The sequence below is a fragment of the Caldimonas brevitalea genome (assembly GCF_001017435.1).
Lineage (GTDB): Bacteria > Pseudomonadota > Gammaproteobacteria > Burkholderiales > Burkholderiaceae_C > Caldimonas > Caldimonas brevitalea.
Genome location: NZ_CP011371.1, coordinates 4,793,859 through 4,811,531, shown reverse-complemented (window position 1 = coordinate 4,811,531; position 17,673 = coordinate 4,793,859). Strand labels below are relative to the sequence as shown.

Sequence of the window (17,673 nt, the reverse complement as noted above, 5' to 3'; positions counted from 1 at the left end):
GCTCAACCGCGAGAGGGGCACCGCGCTGCTCACGATCCAGCTTTAGCTTAGGCGGCGTTGGCTCGCTTACAACTACGCCGTTTCGTAGGCATCCCGACGCTGTTCATATGGCAGCGCTTCCACAGACGCTGCAAGACCGCGCGAGGGAGCCGGAGCTACCGAGGAAGCACGGTGTCTCGGATCAAGCATTTACGCGTGCGTCGAAGAGAGCGGTCCTGCTGATGTTCGACATCGGCGGGCTGGCGATTGAGCCGCTGCTGAATCTTTGACTGTACTGCGAGGATCCTGCCTCCACGGTTCAGTTTGTGGTCGCGACCTACTGCGACTTCTGGGAGCAACGAGAATATGGCAACGCATTCGCCGGTGATCGCCCTGAATTCCGGGGAAAGATTCGCGAATGGCTTTTGAATGCGGATCATCGACAGCGTTTCGCGGCAAAACTGCTCTCACCTGAGTTCCAAGCGCTTGCCGAACGCCAACCTTCCATCGCGCGTACCGCCTTTTGCTCAATGGCGGACACGGTATTCGATCAGCTGATGCAGTGAGGTTGCGCTAGGCAATGCAGGGACGGTCCCGTCACCGCAAACACTCCCGCGTGTGCGTCGAAGAGAGCGGCTGCGCGGCCTGCTGCTGTACCAGAGACGAAGCGAACCGGGAACCTTCCGGCTACGGCCTATTTCTCGATAACGACTGCGGCCGCATCCCGACAGAGCCGACATTGCTGCCATTGGAGCTCCACCAGCCGCGGACAGGGCGCCACCGCCTTTGCTCGCGGCCGGCAACACTGCGGAGCGACATAGCAGCGACAAGAGCCCGAGCGCGCCGGCAGGTATAGGGCAGGCCGGAAGCGTTCGCAGTTTTGGGCAAGCATGACGGGCCCGGGACGATACCTTGACCGTGATAGGCGACGATCAGCGTCGTTTCAATAAGGTGTAGGAGCGCCCCCTGTTCCAGGGGCCCCCCCCAAGTCCCCGAACTGTGGGGGCAGATACGCGAGTAGATTGAGGGCATCACCAAAGCGACGGGTCGCGCCCGGTCATGCAGGTGCAGCAATCTCCTGACTCCCCACGAGAGCTCGTTCGACCCCAAAGCGAGTGGCGGGTGGAGCATTTGACCAGGGAAGGTTCGCGCAATGCAAGACGATTCAGGGTTGCTCTGGCCGCAGTCCGCGCCTGGCCGGCGAACCAGCATGACCGGGGTCGCCATCGCAGCCCTGGTGTCGATGTCAGCTTGCGTCGGTCTCGTGCAAGACAAGGTCGCCGGTCCACCGCATGACGAGCCGTCGACAGTGATGGCCGAGATGGCCGCTGCGGTGCCCATCGGTGGGGACGCCATACTGATTGCGGAGAGCGATTTCCTCGCAGCGCTGCAGGCTTCGGGAAGGACGCAGGTGTCCGAGATGTCATCGCGAGAAGGCGTGCGCGCCGCCGCGCTATCGAATACCCCATCGGCACTCGGCGTGTTCGGCAAACTCAGTGAAAAAGATGGTTCGTTCAGCGGGGATCTCTTCGTGGTCGTCCGTGACCCGGACCGCGGAGCACGTGACGGGTACGTCGAGGCGCGGGACTTCTATCTCGCCGGCGTGACGCTGTCTGGGCGCGCCGCGTGGGTGGTGAGCAACCCTCACATCGCGTTGGTCGACGATCTGCCGCTGCCTTCCCGCGGCCGCTGCACGATGCCGCAAGGTCCTTCTCTTCCCCGTCCGTGCCCTGGACCGACGTGCCTACCGATGGGCTTTTCCACGGCATTTGACGAGCGGCTCGATGCACCGCCGGGCCAATCCGTCGATGGCCGCATCTCGATGCGGCTCTACCACGAAGGAAACGTCTTCGACTGGGTGTGCGTTTCGCTCGATCCCGGGTCGCGCGAAACGCCCGTCAAGCCCGTACCCGGAGGACCCACTGTCCTGGGCGAGGCATGCAATGGACTTGATGACAACGGCAACGGCCAAATCGATGAAGGAGATGTCTGCGCAAGCACCAACACCTCGTGCGTCCCCATCCCTGCCATAGCGGCATCTGACGTTCCGGTTCAGATCCGTCCGAGTCAGCCTGCCGGCGTTCGCAGGGGCCCCCATGAAGAGGTGTCGCAATGACTTCGTACAGACTAGCCGGGTGTTCCACGCTGCTGGCGTTGACGCTATCCCTACCCACCTGCACATCCGCGGCCGGGTACACACTGCTGCCGACGGAGGACAATGCCCACGGGCTCGGCGACACAACCGGCGTGTTCAGCGTCTCGCATGACGGAGAAGCTCGATACGAAATTCCCCTCTGGGTCCCCCCCGGCCGTGCTGCCGTGCAACCTGTGCTGGCCTTGGCCTACGGCAGCCGGGGAGGCAACGGGCCCGTCGGCGTGGGGTGGCGCCTTGCGGGTGCCTCGCAGATCACGAGATGTCGTCGTACTCTCGCTCAGAACGGCGTGAACGCGGCGGTGGACTTCACCGCGGCTGATGCATTTTGTCTGGACGGACAGCAGCTTGTCGCCGTCGGCTTGACCAGTACCGGAGCGCTCGAATACCGTCCCGAGCAGCAAGCGTCGACCCGCGTGCTGATGCACCTCGATGCCTCGGGTCCGACCCACTTCGAGGTGGCCACGCGTGACGGCCGCGTGTCGACGTACGGATCCGCGCTCGGCGGTTCAGCCGGCGGCAATGCGCGCCTGGAAGGGACTCGCCTCGGGATGACGATGGCCGGCAGCGACGACACGCTCACGACCACCCAGCAGACAGTCCGCCACGCGTGGGCCCTCTCGGAGGTGAGGGACCGAGCGGGAAACTACCTGCGATGGACTTACAAGCTCTCGAGCGCGCAATGCCCCGGCGCCCCGTACGTCGAGCAGCTCCCTGCCGAGATCAGCTACACCGGATTCAGCGGCTTTGCGGCGGGTGCGCCAGCACCTGCGACCCGCAAGGTGATATTTGGGTACGAGGCTCGACCCGACTCCGAGTATCGGTTTGTCTCGGGGCTGGGACTGCGGTCGACCGAGCGCCTGGCCACCATCGAGATGCACGGCCCCGGCCTGAGCGACGCCAGCTACGCAGGCTCCACCACATTGCTCAGGCGGTTCACGCTGCGCTACGACACGTACAGCGTCAGTGCCCGCAGTCTGCTCACCGGCGTCCAGGAATGCGACGGCAGCGGAGTGTGCAGGGTACCGTTCGACTTCCGGTGGGAAGTGGGATGCGGCGTGGGGACCGTTACGTTCCCAATACGCATCGGCACGGAGTGCAGCGCTGGCACTGATCCCAATGCGAGCCCCTTCGAGGACATCGACCTGGGTGTTGCCGAGGAGATGAAGTTTTCGGGCGACTCGACAGCGTGGCAGGTTGTTCCGCAAATTGCCGATCTCTGGACCTTGCAGACCGCTGACATCGACGGCGACGGCCGCGACGACCTGCTGTACCGCGTGCCCGTTTTGAACTCATCGCGAACGGCGCTCCTTCAATCAGACTGGCACTTCCGCCTTTCGACGGGGCGAGGATTCGGCCCCGCATCAAAAGCTTTTCTGCCCGAATCAAAAACGGGGCGCGCCATCGATGATCTCCGAACCGTCGGCCTCAACACCGATGGGCGGGTGGACGTCGTAGCGGTACAGCATGCCGATCCGAACCTCGGCCACAACGGGTCCTATGAGGCTTTCACGTTCGATGGAACACGTTTCCAGCCGGCGGCGATCGGTGCGGAAACCTTCCAGGGTTGGTGGACAGCGAGCCAACCGGTGCTGTTCCCGGCGATGCACATAGCGGACTTGAACGGAGACGGGCGTCCTGAGTTCGTGCGCTCCACGGTCGCCACCTCTCCGTCGCAACCTTCCGGGGAGCCGAAACCGTTTCGCTGGGCGTTCCGCCGAAACACGTCAGGCGCTTCGATCGCGCTGGATGATTACGAATCCATGGGGATCGTGAGTGGTTTTGAGCACGCGTCGCACGTGGTCGATTGGAACAATGATGGCAACGTCGACTTCCTTGCTCGAGACGCCATTGCCAGCGGCGCCGGCGATGGGTTCTCCGCCCAGTACTTCGCCGTGAGCGTGACTCCGCAGGGACAGGTCAACAAGGTGCCAACGGCGTTGTCAGCGCTGCCCATCGAACTGAGTGTGCAAATCACGCCGTCCGGTGCGCCGAGTTGGCCGCAGTACCACTACCTGCGGCCGTGGTTCATCGACGTGAACGGCGATGGTTTGCGCGACGCCGTGGCCGTGCGCGAGCACCTCAAGATCCCGTTTCCAAGTTCCACTGGCCTGACCACGTTCAACGGCCAGCCGTATGTCGCGCTCAATACCGGAAACGGCTTCCAGGCGTACCAGAAGAAGTTCACGGATCCGGTGGGCGAGATCTCTCCGACCTTCGACGTCCCGGCTGGCCGCACGGTCGACGTTGGTGTGCGGCCGTTCGACTACAACCAGGACGGCCGCATGGACCTGCTTGTCGGCGACAACGGACAGCGCCTCGGCGGCGGGCCGCGGAGGTCGACGCTCGTGGTGCTGGAATCGAACGACACCGGGTTCAACACCCGGCGTCTGAACATCGGCATCGGAGATTCAACGCTACTTGGCCCGCGCGGCGGGCCCTGGGATCGCGGGCACGGGCAGCGCATGCTGCAACTGCTCGACGCCAACGGCGATGGCCTGACCGACATCGTGCAAGTGCTTGGCGGGCGGCTGCACCTGTACCTGCGAAAGGGGCGCAAGCCCGACGCCTTGGTCGCGGTGGCCGCTCGCCCGCAGTCGCCCGGCATTCAGATCACATACGCCGCGATCGGCGCGGACCCGTCGCTCTACACCCGCGGCACCTGCTCGCATCCGCAGGAGTGCGTGGCGCGGGGGATTTGGGTGGTGGCGCGGCACACCATCGAGGACGGCGCAACGGGGCAGAACGCGTGGCGCTACACGTACAAGGACGGCCGCCAGGACTTGCAGGGACGGGGCTGGCTCGGATTCGGGACGTCGTCCGTCGTGGATGAGCAGCTCGCGGAGATTCGGACCACGACGCGCGATCACGCCACGGTGGGGCGTGTTTCACCGACCGCGGCAACGTACTCCTATCCGTTCGCGGGGATGGTCGAGCGATCCACCTACGAGGTCAAGGTCGATTCAACCGCCAACGCCCCCACCTACCGGCGGGCCACGCACGCGACGTTGGCGACCCGCCTGGACGCGTCGCAAAAGATCCTGATTCCCTACCCACAATCTACGACGACGACAGAGTCGGAAGGGGTTGGAGCACCGGCGCCGTTTCGGACGCGGACCAACGTGCTCGAAGTCGACGGCTATGGCAGTCCGACCAACTCGACGCAGACCACGGTTGCGTCCGCAGTTGCGGGTGGACCGGCCTATTCGAGGAACGTTGCGATAAGCTACAGGAACGACGCCACGCGATGGCTGGTGGCACTGCCGCTGACGGTCACCGCCTTGAGCACTGTTCCTGGCCGCCCGGCCGAAACACGCGACTGGCGGTACGACTACGAGCAGGCAAACGGCCTACTGGCGACGGTCGAAGTGATGCCGTCGCAGTTCGACGCCACCGTCTCGGCCTCGTCGTCCGATGTGTATCTGCATACCGCCTACTCGCGGGACGCGTTCGGCCTGGTCACCGGGGTGAGCCGATCGGCCGGGACCCTCCGCGAAGAGACGATCGCCTACGACACCCTCGATCACACGTTTCCGCAGATTGTCACGAACGCTGCAGGACATCGCACCACCGTGTACTACCACTCCGGGCTGGGGGTCCTCGCCTCCATCGACGACCCCAACGGGGTTCGCACGGACCAGCTGTACGACGGATACGGAAGGGTGCGCAAGATCGACGGACCCGGCGAGGCTGACGCCACCTTCCGCTACACCTCCGGGTATTCCGGGAACAACGTGCAAGGGCGGGCCATTGTCCGAGACCTCGCACAGTCGCCGGTCCTGTGGAAGGATCCGCGCCAGACGATCGTCTATGACCGCATCGGACGTCCGGCTCGTATCGCCCACACCACTTTCGCAGGCGGCCAGTCCGTCTCCGACGTGTCTTACGATAGGCACGGCCGCGTCGTCGGCCGCACGGTGCCGTACCGCAGCAGCGGGCCGCCGCCTGCAGCGGGATCGTGGGCGTATGCCTACGACAACCTAGGCCGCATGAAGAGTTCGACCCGACCGGCGTCCGCGCCACGGACGTTCGAGTACGACGGTCTCGTTTCTAGTACCCGTGACGAGCAGGGAAACCTGCGCTACGCAGTGACCGACGTGCTGGGTCGGATCGTCAAGAGCGTTGATGTCGAGCCCGGTGGAAGAGAGTTGTCGAGCACGTTCGAATACGGACCCTTCGATGTCCTGACGGCTACGACAGGACCCGCGGGAGATGTCGTTTCGTTCGAGCACGATGCCCTGGGGCGCCTCACGAAGCGCACCAGCTTCGACGCGGGCGTGGAGACTGCCTCGTTCAATGCGTTCGGCGACCCCAAGCAGTTCACCGACGGCAGCGGTCAGACCACGACGATCGCGGTCGATGTCCTCGGACGAATTTACACCACGACGAACTCCTCGGGCACGACCTTCTTCGTATGGGACAGTGCAGCAAATGGCGTGGGCAAGCTGGCACAGACGCAAAGTGCGGATGGAGTTGCGACCGCATACAGCTACGATTTGTCCGGACGCGTCACGAACGAGGTGACCTCAGTTCAAGGGCAGTCTTGGCTCGTTGGCCGCTTGTACGACGCCTATGGGCGTCTCGAGTGGCTCACGGTGCCGAGCGCCACGCTTCGGTACACGTACAACGATCACGGCTTCCTTCATGAAATACGCGCCGACGGCACCAACGGTGCGCTGTACTGGCGCGCCGATGCCCGCAACGCGGCCGGCGCCATCACTGGCGAAACGTTTGGCAACGGGTTGCAAACGACACGAGCCTACGACATCGAGAACCGCTTGAAGTATGTCGAGAGTGCAGGCACTTCCGGCCCCATTCAACGGCTCGCCTACGACTACGCCGATCCACGAGGCCACCTGACCGGCCGGCACGATCCACGTGCGAAGACGACCGAGACGTTTGACTTCGACTTTCTTTCACGCCTGTCGCTATGGAGCGTCTATCAAGATTGCGGGCGATCCGTGCTGAAGTACGGCTACGACGACGCCGGGAACTTGCTCACGAGAACCGTCCTCGAGGGCCTGGGTGACAACGTCGTCAACAGCTACACCGGCTTAGGGGGCGGGCCGCATGCGGTGAAGAGTTCGACCACGGGGACCCGGGTCGGTTCCTTCGGCTACGACGCGGCCGGAAGGCAGACGACCGGGTCGCATAGGACGATCACGTACACGCCCTTCCACCTGCCTTCGAAGATCGTCACGTCCGCGGACACCACGGACTTCAAGTACGACGCCTTTCGCAAGCGCGTCATCAAGTCGTCCGCCTCAGAGGAGACAGCGTACGTAGGTGGAGTGTACGAGCGCCGAAAGTCGGGTGGGGCCGTTGTTCACGTCGTGACGGTCATGGGCGCCGAGCGGGCGGTAGCGCAACTGGTATCCGCCGAGACCAATGGCGTGATCACCGACCGCCATGTGCTTTACCTTCATGACGATCGGATGGGATCGACCGACGCTGTCACGGATTCGAGTGGCGCGATCACGGACCGCCTGAAATTCGACCCGTTCGGCAGTCGCCGCAATCCGCTGCAGCTAGCGGATCCGACCCGGATTCCAGACGGCGTTGTTCACCGCGGCTTCGGCGGACACGAAGCAGACCCGGAAGCGGGCCTGACCAACATGGGCGGCCGGATCTACGATCCCGCGACAGCGCGGTTCCTGACTCCCGACCCGTTTGTCCGGACGAACGGCTCGGGGCAGGCTCGCAACCCTTACTCGTACGTGCTGAACAATCCGCTCGCCTTCTCCGACCCGACCGGCTTCCAGGACGCTCGAATCGACAAATCGCTCGGCGGCGAGTCACCTCAAGGAGGCGACACCGGAGATTCCGCGTCATGGCTCTCCGAACTGCTCGAATGGCTGGTGGGTCCCAGCAAGAACTCGTCAGGGGCCTCGGGGCCTCCGTCGGCGCCCGGACAAGCGGACGTTCAGGGATCGTCCCCAGGCGGTTTTGCACAAGAACCTCTGGTGCGGCAGCCGCTTCCGCACGATCGGCCCTTGGCCGACCTTTCCCACGCCGATCAAGCCGAGGTGTTCGTTCGACAGATGCAGGTGAAGAATGACGCGGCCCGGCAGGCCCACAGAGAACTGCAGATTAGCCTGACGAATCCGCTGATGTTCATGCCGATGTTCACGCCAGGCCAGGGGCTGAAGGGTATGGAGACTGGGCCGGGAATCCTACTCGACCTGGCACTCACAGCCGACGATTTCAATGACTGGATCGGACCGTTCTATCGCATGAATCAGCGGATTGCGAACAGTGAGGCGGAAGCGCTGAAGCAGTTTCGAGCCGACCGCCGGAATACCGCGGAGCGGGCTCACTACCGGCTCGTCACGGAGTCGCTGAACGAGCGACTTGGCCTGTATTGGGCATGGCAGGAACTGCCCGACGCTCGCGCGCCTGCGCCAGCGACGTGGGAGGACGTGGTCAAGATCTTCAACCACCTCGGTCTGTACCTGCCGTCGCAAGTGCCACCGGATCCATCAAAGACCACCAACGGAACGCCCTAGGGAGTTGTATCGTGAGACTCGTCCACGTCCTATTGGCGCTCGGTCTCCTCTGGGGCCCCTCCGGAGCTGTACAGGCTCAGGCTCCTGTCCCGGCCACGTCGGTGTGCACCCTTTCGAACGAACGAGCAAAACACAATGCGAGGGTGTTGGTCGCCGCAGGAGTTATCACGAGTGTCCAGAAGCGACGCTCGGGCAGCGGGCGAGCCTATTGGATCTTGCAGCTGAAGGACCCGGCAGGCAACTGCTTTGTCAGACTCTATTTGCGGCACAACCCCTATTTCGTTCCGCAGGGTCAGCCAGTGGAACTGCTGGGCGTGTACTTCGCTGCCTACAAGTACTACCGCTACACGTTCAACCACGAGATCCATCCGTCGGCGTTTTACATGGGGCAGTGCCAATACTCGTTGACTGGCATTGGGTTTGTGAAAGGCCTGCAATGTCCGTGACGATCAGCTTGTTGCCAGCAGCAGCGGTACGCGTTGCTAAATGGTTCTGGAGACCAACCGTGTTCGTACCGCGCGCCTTCGTTCAACCTGACGCTTGCTTATGGCATTGGCCCGGCCCGGTGCCCTCCGGGACATGGGAAGCAAGGGACCAAAGACCGAACTTCCTGTGACCTTCCGTGGCGGTCGGAAGCCCCGGCAGGGCATGTCCCCGGCCGGCGCCATGTGGCCCCATCGAAGCCGCTGGATCGGGAGTCGTCGAGTTGAGTGCGGTGTGCTCTCGGCAGGCGAGCATCGGCAAAGAACACGTTAGTTGTCTTCTCATCCAACGCATCCATCGGACTCGCCCGGTTCAACCGTTCGACGACCAGCAGCGGGTTCTTGCTACGGCCAGAGTGAATGGTCGCGAAGGCATCGAAGCACAGACCGCCGCGGGAAAAGAGTCGGCGTCCGGTCTGCTCGGGTTGATCCGGCCTCCGCGGCGCGGGTCTTGTCTCCCTAGGACTTGGCGTGCGTTTGCAACAGCACCTGCGCGCGACCGTCCCTTCATCCGAGCCAAGCCATGCGCTTCGTCGGTAACAGCGTCAACACCTGGCATTTGGAACAGATAGCGGTCAGTATCCCGCACGCATAAGCTGGCGCGCGATGGACAGCGAGCGCAGCCGAGAGCTGCATATGACCTGCGCCCCCGTCTGAGAGAGCCGCGCGGCCTGAAATGCGGCGCCATCTGGCTTAGAGATCGTCCATTACGCGGGGCAACGAGCCACCTAAGGAGAACGAGATGAAAACCCACCTTCCGTCCGCGACTGCACTCCTGCTTGTCGTCATTCTCAGCGCGGCGCAGTCCGCCGACGCCACCACCCCGGGAGAGGCAGGCGCGGCCAGCAGTATGGAGCAGCGTGCAAGTTCGGCATCGGGGCACAGCGAATCAGACGCCGACGCCAGCCGACCACAAGCGGCCACGGCTGGCGACATGTTTTGTGTGCGGTACCTCATCGTCGCCGAGGCGACCAACCAGTACGTCACGGCGGAGGTCGGCTACACCGGTGACATGTATGGGCTGATCCGTGCTCGAACGCGGCGCGGTAGCGCCGGTGATTGGGAAAAGTTCGAATTGTGTCGGTCGACAGACTGGGAATCCGGCACCTACGCGATATGGTCGCGGGCCGCCGGCAATTATGTTTCCACGGAAGTAGAGAGAACCGGCAGCCACTATGCCAGGCTCAGGGCGAGGAGTAGCTTTCTGGGCGGCCATGAACTGTTCCGGGTGCGTTCCTTGTACCGCAACCAGTATGGGGAACAGGTCTTCAGCCTCCAATCCGTTGCCAACAATTTATACGTTTCCGCGGAGCTGAACTACGCTGGCGGCGAGCAAGGAATGCTGCGGGCGAGGAACAGTTTCGTAGGAGGGCAGGAGGCTTTTATTCTTGTCGAGGGCGGCGGCCGGTAGGTGTGGATTTCGGCGACGGCATCCATCCACCCTGCGGGTCTTCCCATAACACCTCCATGATTGAAGGTGTTGCGACGACCGGTTGAATCCGCCTCTGAGCGATCGGCGATCGGACGCCACACTCAAGCGCAACCAGCTGAGGCAGGAAGGGGCCAAGGCGCAGCAGCGCACGAAGCTCACGCAGTTGACGGCGCCGGTGGCCGGCACGGTGCAGCAGTTGGCGGTGCACACGGCCGGTGGCGTGGCCACGGAAGCACAGCCTCTGTTGGTAATCGTGCCTCGCGATGCAGAGATGACGGCGGAGGTCACGATCGACAATAAGGACATTGGGTTCGTCAACGCTGGTCAAGACGCGGAGATCAAGCTGGAGACCTTCAACTTCACCAAGTACGGGACAGTGCCGGCGAAGGTGACATGGGTCACCGCCGACGCCGTGCAGGACGAGAAGCGAGGCGCGATCTTCCCGGCGACGTTGAAGTTGAGCAAAGCGAGCATCGATGTCGACGGCAAGGCGGTCGGGCTGACGCCAGGGATGAATGTGAACGCCGAGATCAAGACCGGGAAGCGCCGCGCGATTGAGTATGTGTTGGCGCCGCTGCAACGACAGGTCTCGGAAAGCTTGGGTGAGCGCTAAGCATTAGTGGCATCTATTGCTCTGCTCACTACTTCCAATTTCTCTCATTGAGTAAATCTTATATCGCGGCTCGTGCTCAGGCTGGCCCGCAGAGTGGGCCTCGCGGGTGAGTAAATATGATGCGTTGAGCACGCATTTCAAGGATGCGCATGAAACATCAATCGAAATATATTCAAAACCACCGCGACCGCTCAACTGTTGCTCGCAGCATTCCGGCAATGTCGTGGCGGGGGGCGTGTAGTCCACTTCTGCTTATTCCCCTTTCCATGCCATTTTTATCGGCGCTGTTTGCCCCTGCGGATGTGCTCGATGCCGTTCCCGTTGCCAGAGCCCTGACGGAATGGGTTCAGCAGCTGCTTCCGTTTGTCAATATGGGACAACACGCCGATTCAACGACATATCCGCAACCGGCGAGACTGACGCACAGCCTCAGCCTGCTCGCGTTCTTTGTGATGACGCTCGTGTTCACAGTCCTCAATCACATCAACTATCACACTTTGCTAGCCAAGCGCTTGGCGTTCGGGCCGTTGACGTTGCGTCAGCATCTGGTCATCTTGCTCGGGGCTTTCGTTTTCCTGGCTTCCATTTATGCCTTCGTGACGTTGCCAGGTGATCCTTCCTTCGCGAGAGGGGCGACGTCTGACAATCGAGTCGGTTTTGCCATTCTCACTGTTTGCTTGATATATCCAGGTGCGCTCTGCTGCGGAGCGCAACTCCTGAATATTCGTCTATTTTTTGATACGCACGCTCGTCGGAGAACTGAATCGTGAGCACACCTGACTACACCTTCATTAGTGTCTGGGGAGAGAAGCTTTCATCGGCAGACCTTTTCGATATCGGCAGTGCCGGATCAGCGGCTGGTAATTCGCTCTTCAACTCTCTGGGAGATATTGCGAGGAAGGTCGCTGAGGGCAGCCTCTCAGTAGCCGATGTACAGCCCGGCGTTGCCGGTGCAGCGCAGAGTTCAAGGCCAAGTGGTCGGCTGGGCAGCGCTTTCTCGTTAGCGAGACCACGTCTCGGCTGCTTCGTTCAACACGGCTTTGCCCGTTTTGACATGACGTGCCGACTCGACCGCCGAGTTCGGATCTATCATCCTTCTGCGCCTCGGGCGGCTCCACGCCGCCCCGGCCTCGGTCACGTATGAGCCGCCGGTATGGAACCCCGTCTTAAGGGAGAAGCGGATGTGGCAAGCCTCCACGCTCGCCGCACCGGTTATGACCCGGCTTGCACTAGCGCTAATCGAAGTTCTGAAGTCATGAACAGGTTAGAACACTCCCTCACAACCCTCCTTTTGTGCTGTCTTGCGGCATGCACCGCAGTGCCTAAGTACGTGGAGCCACCAGCAAACATACCAACGGCCCGCTTGAGAACCGACATGTTCGGGGGCAATCGCAACGAGAGCCGCAAGGTGTATTTCAAGGGCGGGGTCGATTGCGAAAAACCGTCCTCGCCGGGAGCAGGTGCCTACGGCCTGCTGTTCGACCTTAGAAAATCGAAAGGGCAGCCCACCAACTATGTTCGCATTGCGGCTGGCCATGTGATCCGCTTGTCCTACTTCGAGAGCGGAGCAGACCGAAGTTGCGACGTTACGGCCGACATGGTGCTTGAAGAAGGTGAGAGCTACACGCTGACGGGTGGGCGGGTATATCCCGAGGGGCTACAGGTGCTGGTGAGTGCCGGGGCTTGTCGCATTTCCGTGGTCAACGACCGCACGAACAAGCGGGTACCACTGCTCAAAGTCGACCGCCCGAACTCGACGCCGATCTGCAGGACCGGCGTTAGTGGCAAGGAACCCTGAGATCGGCCCACGAGCCTCGAGATGCAGCTTGACACCCCGATGTGCGAACGGTGCGAACCCCAGTTCGCAGCCGGACGCTAGCGAAGCGTTGCGGGTTTCCCCCCCGCATTGGGTACCAGAAGGAAGGACCCGCAAACTCTCCTATCAGTGCAAGCACCGGGGCAGCTGGTTGACTTCGAGACCCGGGGCGGCTTTGCGGCGTCAGGGGATTGCAGAATGGCGGTATGACCAAAATTTCGTCGGATCAAGCGGCGGCCCTTGCCGAGGCGTTCCTCAGAGCCAAGCGCGGAAAGTCGCCGATCGGCCCGCTTTCGTCCATCAAGCACTCGCCGGCGCCTTCCTTAGGACAGGCCGCGGGGGAGTATTGCGTGGAGTTTGCTTACGCGGGCCCGCCCGTCAAACGAAAGACGACTCCACCTCGTGATCACCCCACGGTCGTTTTCGTCAGTGACGAGACCGGCGAATGTCGGCTCATGTTCTGGATGTAGTGAAGAACTCGTTGCCGACGCCTGCTTGAGCATGCGAGCGTCGCGCCAGGGCCGGTCCAGCTTGCCCTTGCTGACTTCGGGCTGCGACTGCCGCTGCCGGCCCCCAACTTAGAACGGCTCTGCCGGTGGTCTCAGATGACGGACATGAGACCGTTTGCCGGAAGGAACTCGATGAGGGAGTCAAGAAGTTCCGGCTCCACATCCAACTGTACGCGGTAGCCGCCCTTGCGTAAGCGGCTCGGCATTCCACCTTGAACGGGCCGAGGTGTGGCTTCACGATGGTGTCCACCAAGAATTTTTAGGTGGACACCTATGGACTCCAAGCCGGTGCAGCGGCGCCGTCACAGCCGTGCACTGAAGACGCAGGTGCTGGTCGAGTGTGACCAGCCCGGAGCATCCGTGGCAGCAGTTTCGCAGTCACATGGTCTCAATGCCAACCTCGTGCACAAGTGGCGACGCCAGCAGCAGGCCAAGGCGCGGACCGAGCCGCAGCAGAGCGGTCAGGCGTCGCCCCCGGTACCTGCCGACGGCTTCGTGCCGTTGCAGCTCTCCGCGGTTGCAGTTCCAGTACCGCCCCCACCGACGGTCCCCGACATCCGCATCGAGCTACGACGCGGCGCGACCACGATGGTCATGAGCTGGCCCGCGGCTGCCGCTGTCGAGTGCGGCGCCTGGCTGCGCGAGTGGCTGAAGTGATCCGCATCGACGCGCTGTGGCTGGCCGTTCAGCCGATGGACATGCGTGCCGGAGCTGACCGCCTGCTGGCCCAGGTGGTCAAGGTCTTCGGCGCAGCGCAGGCCCATCACGGCTACTTGTTCGCGAACGCCCGCGCCAGTCGCCTCAAGCTGCTGGTGCACGATGGCTTTGGCGTGTGGTGCGCGGCGCGCAGACTGAACACGGGCGGCTTTGTCTGGCCGCGAGATCTGAGCGCCTCGGCGCCACCGCTGCAGCTGACGCAGCAGCAGTTCGACGCGCTGGTGGTCGGGCTGCCGTGGCAGCGCCTGGAGCAGCTGCGCGTGATCTCGCGGCTGTGGCCGGTGCAATGGCAACGGGACGTTGCCCTGGATTGCCTGCCACTTCCCGGCACGCGCACAATTGCCCTCCATGGTCGACGTCCACCAGCTCAAGCCCGAAGACCTGCAGGGTCTGGACGCCGGGACGGCGACGCAGATCGCGGCACTGATGCGGCAGCGCATCGAGGCGATGAACGCCGAGCATGCCAGGCAGATCGCCGAGCGCGACGAGGCCATCAAGTACAAGGACGCCAAGCTACAGAAGGTTAGCTTCGAGCTGGCGCGGCTGAAGGCGTGGAAGTTTGGCGCCAAGACCGAGGCGATGAACGCCGAGCAGCGTCGCCTGTTCGAGGAGACCGTGACCGAGGACGAGGCCGACCTGCAGGCGCAGCTGGATGCATTGCACCACGCACCCGCACCTGACGCCACCGAGCCCGCTGACAAGCACCGTCCCCGCCGCCTCCCGCTGCCGGATCACCTGCGCCGGGTTGAGCACCGCCACGAGCCTGACGACACGAACTGCCCCGCGCCCGGCTGCGGCCGGCCGATGGTTCGCATCGGCGAGGACGTCAGGGAGCGGCTGGACATCGTGCCGGCCGAGTTCTTCGTGCACCGGCACGTGCGCGGCAAATGGGCATGCAAGTGCTGTCAGATCCTGGTGCAGCAACCGGTGGAGCCGCAGATCATCGACAAGGGCATGCCGGCCCCCGGCCTGCTGGCGCACACCCTGGTCAGCCGCTTCGTCGACCACCTGCCGTACTATCGGCAGCAGGAGATCAGCGCTCGCTGCGGTGTTCACACCCCCCGAGCGACCCTTGCGGCGTGGTCCGGTGCGGCGGGTGCCGGCTTGGAGCCGCTGTTCGAGGCGCGCAAGGCGTTCGTGCTCGGCTGCCGGGTGCTGCACGCCGACGAGACGCCGGTGGCGATGCTCGATCCGGGCGCCGGCAAGACCAAGCGGGCCTACGTCTGGGGCTACGCACGCAGCGAGTTCGACGCGCAGCCGGGCGTCGTCTACGACTTCTGCGTGGGCCGCGGCAGCAAATACCCGGTGGCGTTCCTCAAGGACTGGAACGGTACCCTCGTGTGCGACGACTACAAGGGCTACGAGACGCTGTTCAAGCTGCAGGGCCGCACCGAGGCCGGCTGCCTGGTGCACGCACGGCGCAAGTTCGACGAGTTGATCAAGCACGGCCACAGCGAGGTGGCCGCCGAGGCGATCCGGCGCATGGCTTGGATCTTCAAGCTCGAGAAGGACGCCCGGGATTGCAACGCCCAGGAACGGCTGGCGGTTCGCCAGAGCCAGACGCAACTGCACTGGGACGAGCTGCACGCCTGGCTGCAGCGCGAGCGCCAGCGGGTGCCGGATGGCAGCGGCATTGCGGGCGCCATCGATTACAGCCTGAACCGCTGGGCGGTGCTGGGCCGCTTCCTCCGCGACGGCGAGGTCAGCAGCCACAACAATCACCTGGAGAACCTGCTGCGGCCCTGGGCCATGGGGCGCAAGGCCTGGCTCTTCGCCGGCAGCGAGTTGGACGGTCAGCGCGCGGCCATCGTGATGAGTCTCGTGCAGTCGGCCAAGCTGAAGGGGCACGACCCGTGGGCTTACCTCAAGGACGTGCTCACTCGGTTGCCCACACATCCGAACCAGACGATCGAGGAGTTGCTGCCACACAATTGGGGTCTGCAACCTCTGAGCAAGCACGATGGGAAGCAATCTTGATACTCGCCTCCTTGGTACATGGCGGTCCGACAAGAACTTAACTTTGTCGCAATGGATCTTCTCCAGCGACTCGACTGAAGCGTGGCGGGCATCCTTGGAGGCCTCCCTCGGAAAGCTACTCGTTCGCTATACGGCGGAAACGGTGCACACCGAGTTTGATGGTGACCAGACCGCGTGTTCCTACCGCGTGATTGCCTCCAATTCGGATTCCGTCGTCATCGTCTGCAGGACCGAAGATCGCGACGAAGAACGTCACTTGCACTTCCTCGACCCCGAAACATATTGGGTCTCGATTGGTGCCAACAAAGAGTACTTCCGTCGAGAGGTTCTGTGACGTCCGATGGCCATCTGGAAGTCAAGAGGCCTTCGCCAGCCGCTTACGCCCTTGGGATGTAATTCGATTCCCTTGATTCGATTCACGCCCGGAGCGGAGGCCAACAACTCCCAGAGGCGCCTTGCCTCCTCCGGCGAGGCCGCAAGCCCGGATTCACGTCAGAAGACGTAGGTAGAGATGCATGGTGAAGAGGCGGCGTAGTGTGTGCTCGACGGTTAGCTATCCCATCCATCGAGATCCTGCCATGTCTCCAGTCGGGCCGTTTGGCGCGTCTCCGGCTTTGTCGGCAAGCTTCGGTTCGAGGCGCTTCAACTGATGCTTAGGCTGGTCCTTGCGTCACCGTAGTTCGAACTGTACGCAAAACCGGCCCAAAGTGTTCACGCGCCAAAACCGCAGCAGCCCCTGCCATCCCGCGCAAGCCCTCGCCGGCCCGGCACAACCCGCTAATTCCCGCTGCGGCTCGCCACGCCTGCGGTGCCCTTCACGTTGAGCCGGCCGGCGACAACGGCCAGCGCGTCCATCCACCGGCGCCAGGCCATGTTCATCATTGCTTGATCCGAATGAGTCGAACCGGGTGACGCTTGGTGACCGTCATTCCGTATTACTGCGTTACCCGCAGGCGCAGCGGATAAATAGGAAAGACCGTCACCATGCGTCACCACCATCAATCCGCGGGGCTGTAGCCGCGGCAGCCGTACTGCGACGGTTTCAGGCTCAGGCCTTTGAAGGCTCGGGTGCCGCCGTGCAGCCGGGTCGGCTCAAAGACAAGCGGGCCGGGAGGAGGTGCGCTTCCTTCTCGGCTGTGCTCACCTGCGAATTGAAAGCAGCGGATCCTGGTTGTTCACCTGCGCGGTGGACAACGTTGTGAACGGGCGGTGTACACGCTTCGCCGCCAGGCCGCTACAAGCGGTCCCGACCTCAACGCTGCATGTTTTAGCAGGCGCGCCCTGTGAGATTCGGCCTTGCTCGGCCTCTTTGCGCGCCGTTATCGTCCTCTCCCACATCAATAGCGCATCGAAGAAGTGGCGCAACCACATGGGAGATCAGCTTGTGAGCACACGTCCTAAGACCATCCAGATCTATCTACCCGGCGGCGACCCAAGGGGCATTCGCGTGGCCCAACTCACGACCGGCATCGTTCATGTTGTCGAGGTGC

Annotated in this window: 13 protein-coding genes; all 13 read left to right on the top strand. The window is 62.9% G+C overall.

What is annotated here, in order from left to right; translation table 11 throughout:
- The first annotated feature begins 305 nt into the window (after positions 1-305).
- The 13 genes from AAW51_RS30115 to AAW51_RS20210 all read left to right on the top strand — a co-directional run bounded on the left by AAW51_RS30115 (position 306) and on the right by AAW51_RS20210 (position 16,517).
- The gene (locus AAW51_RS30115; RefSeq protein ID WP_157359979.1) at positions 306-545 is read left to right on the top strand and encodes a hypothetical protein; all 240 of its coding nucleotides are present in this window, start codon (positions 306-308) and stop codon (positions 543-545) included.
- 644 nt (positions 546-1,189) lie between these two features.
- Positions 1,190-2,095 (top strand): hypothetical protein, encoded by a 906-nt coding sequence (locus AAW51_RS20250; protein WP_047196050.1) that lies wholly within the window; start codon positions 1,190-1,192, stop codon positions 2,093-2,095.
- A complete protein-coding gene (locus tag AAW51_RS20245) occupies positions 2,092-8,637 on the top strand; it encodes an RHS repeat-associated core domain-containing protein (protein WP_047196049.1) in 6,546 nt (2,181 codons plus the stop codon). Before AAW51_RS20250 ends, AAW51_RS20245 begins: the two co-directional genes overlap by 4 nt.
- Positions 8,638-8,648: 11 nt before the next feature.
- A complete protein-coding gene (locus AAW51_RS20240; protein ID WP_157359978.1) occupies positions 8,649-9,083 on the top strand; it encodes a single stranded DNA-binding domain-containing protein in 435 nt (144 codons plus the stop codon).
- Positions 9,084-9,861: 778 nt separating this feature from the next.
- Positions 9,862-10,530 (top strand): fascin domain-containing protein, encoded by a 669-nt coding sequence (locus tag AAW51_RS28425; protein ID WP_053013795.1) that lies wholly within the window; start codon positions 9,862-9,864, stop codon positions 10,528-10,530.
- 82 nt (positions 10,531-10,612) lie between these two features.
- Complete coding sequence (locus tag AAW51_RS20230; RefSeq protein ID WP_053013794.1) at positions 10,613-11,164, top strand: beta-barrel domain-containing protein; 552 nt, start codon at positions 10,613-10,615, stop codon at positions 11,162-11,164.
- Positions 11,165-11,313: 149 nt separating this feature from the next.
- Positions 11,314-11,934, top strand: a complete 621-nt coding sequence (locus AAW51_RS30110) for a hypothetical protein (RefSeq protein WP_157359977.1) — start codon at positions 11,314-11,316, stop codon at positions 11,932-11,934.
- Positions 11,935-12,539: 605 nt separating this feature from the next.
- The gene (locus AAW51_RS20225; RefSeq protein WP_047196047.1) at positions 12,540-12,962 is read left to right on the top strand and encodes a hypothetical protein; all 423 of its coding nucleotides are present in this window, start codon (positions 12,540-12,542) and stop codon (positions 12,960-12,962) included.
- Positions 12,963-13,186: 224 nt separating this feature from the next.
- The gene (locus AAW51_RS30105; RefSeq protein WP_157359976.1) at positions 13,187-13,450 is read left to right on the top strand and encodes a hypothetical protein; all 264 of its coding nucleotides are present in this window, start codon (positions 13,187-13,189) and stop codon (positions 13,448-13,450) included.
- A 312-nt stretch (positions 13,451-13,762) separates the two neighbouring features.
- Entirely contained in the window at positions 13,763-14,146 is a 384-nt protein-coding gene (gene tnpA, locus AAW51_RS20220) for an IS66-like element accessory protein TnpA (RefSeq protein WP_047196046.1), read from the top strand.
- A complete protein-coding gene (gene tnpB / locus AAW51_RS29405) occupies positions 14,134-14,733 on the top strand; it encodes an IS66 family insertion sequence element accessory protein TnpB (RefSeq protein WP_157359975.1) in 600 nt (199 codons plus the stop codon). The genes tnpA and tnpB overlap by 13 nt, the downstream gene beginning before the upstream one ends.
- Positions 14,633-16,183: an IS66 family transposase gene (gene tnpC, locus AAW51_RS20215; RefSeq protein WP_047198089.1), complete on the top strand. Its 1,551-nt coding sequence runs from the start codon at positions 14,633-14,635 to the stop codon at positions 16,181-16,183. The genes tnpB and tnpC overlap by 101 nt, the downstream gene beginning before the upstream one ends.
- Complete coding sequence (locus AAW51_RS20210) at positions 16,167-16,517, top strand: hypothetical protein (RefSeq protein WP_157359974.1); 351 nt, start codon at positions 16,167-16,169, stop codon at positions 16,515-16,517. The genes tnpC and AAW51_RS20210 overlap by 17 nt, the downstream gene beginning before the upstream one ends.
- The last annotated feature ends 1,156 nt before the right edge of the window (positions 16,518-17,673 follow it).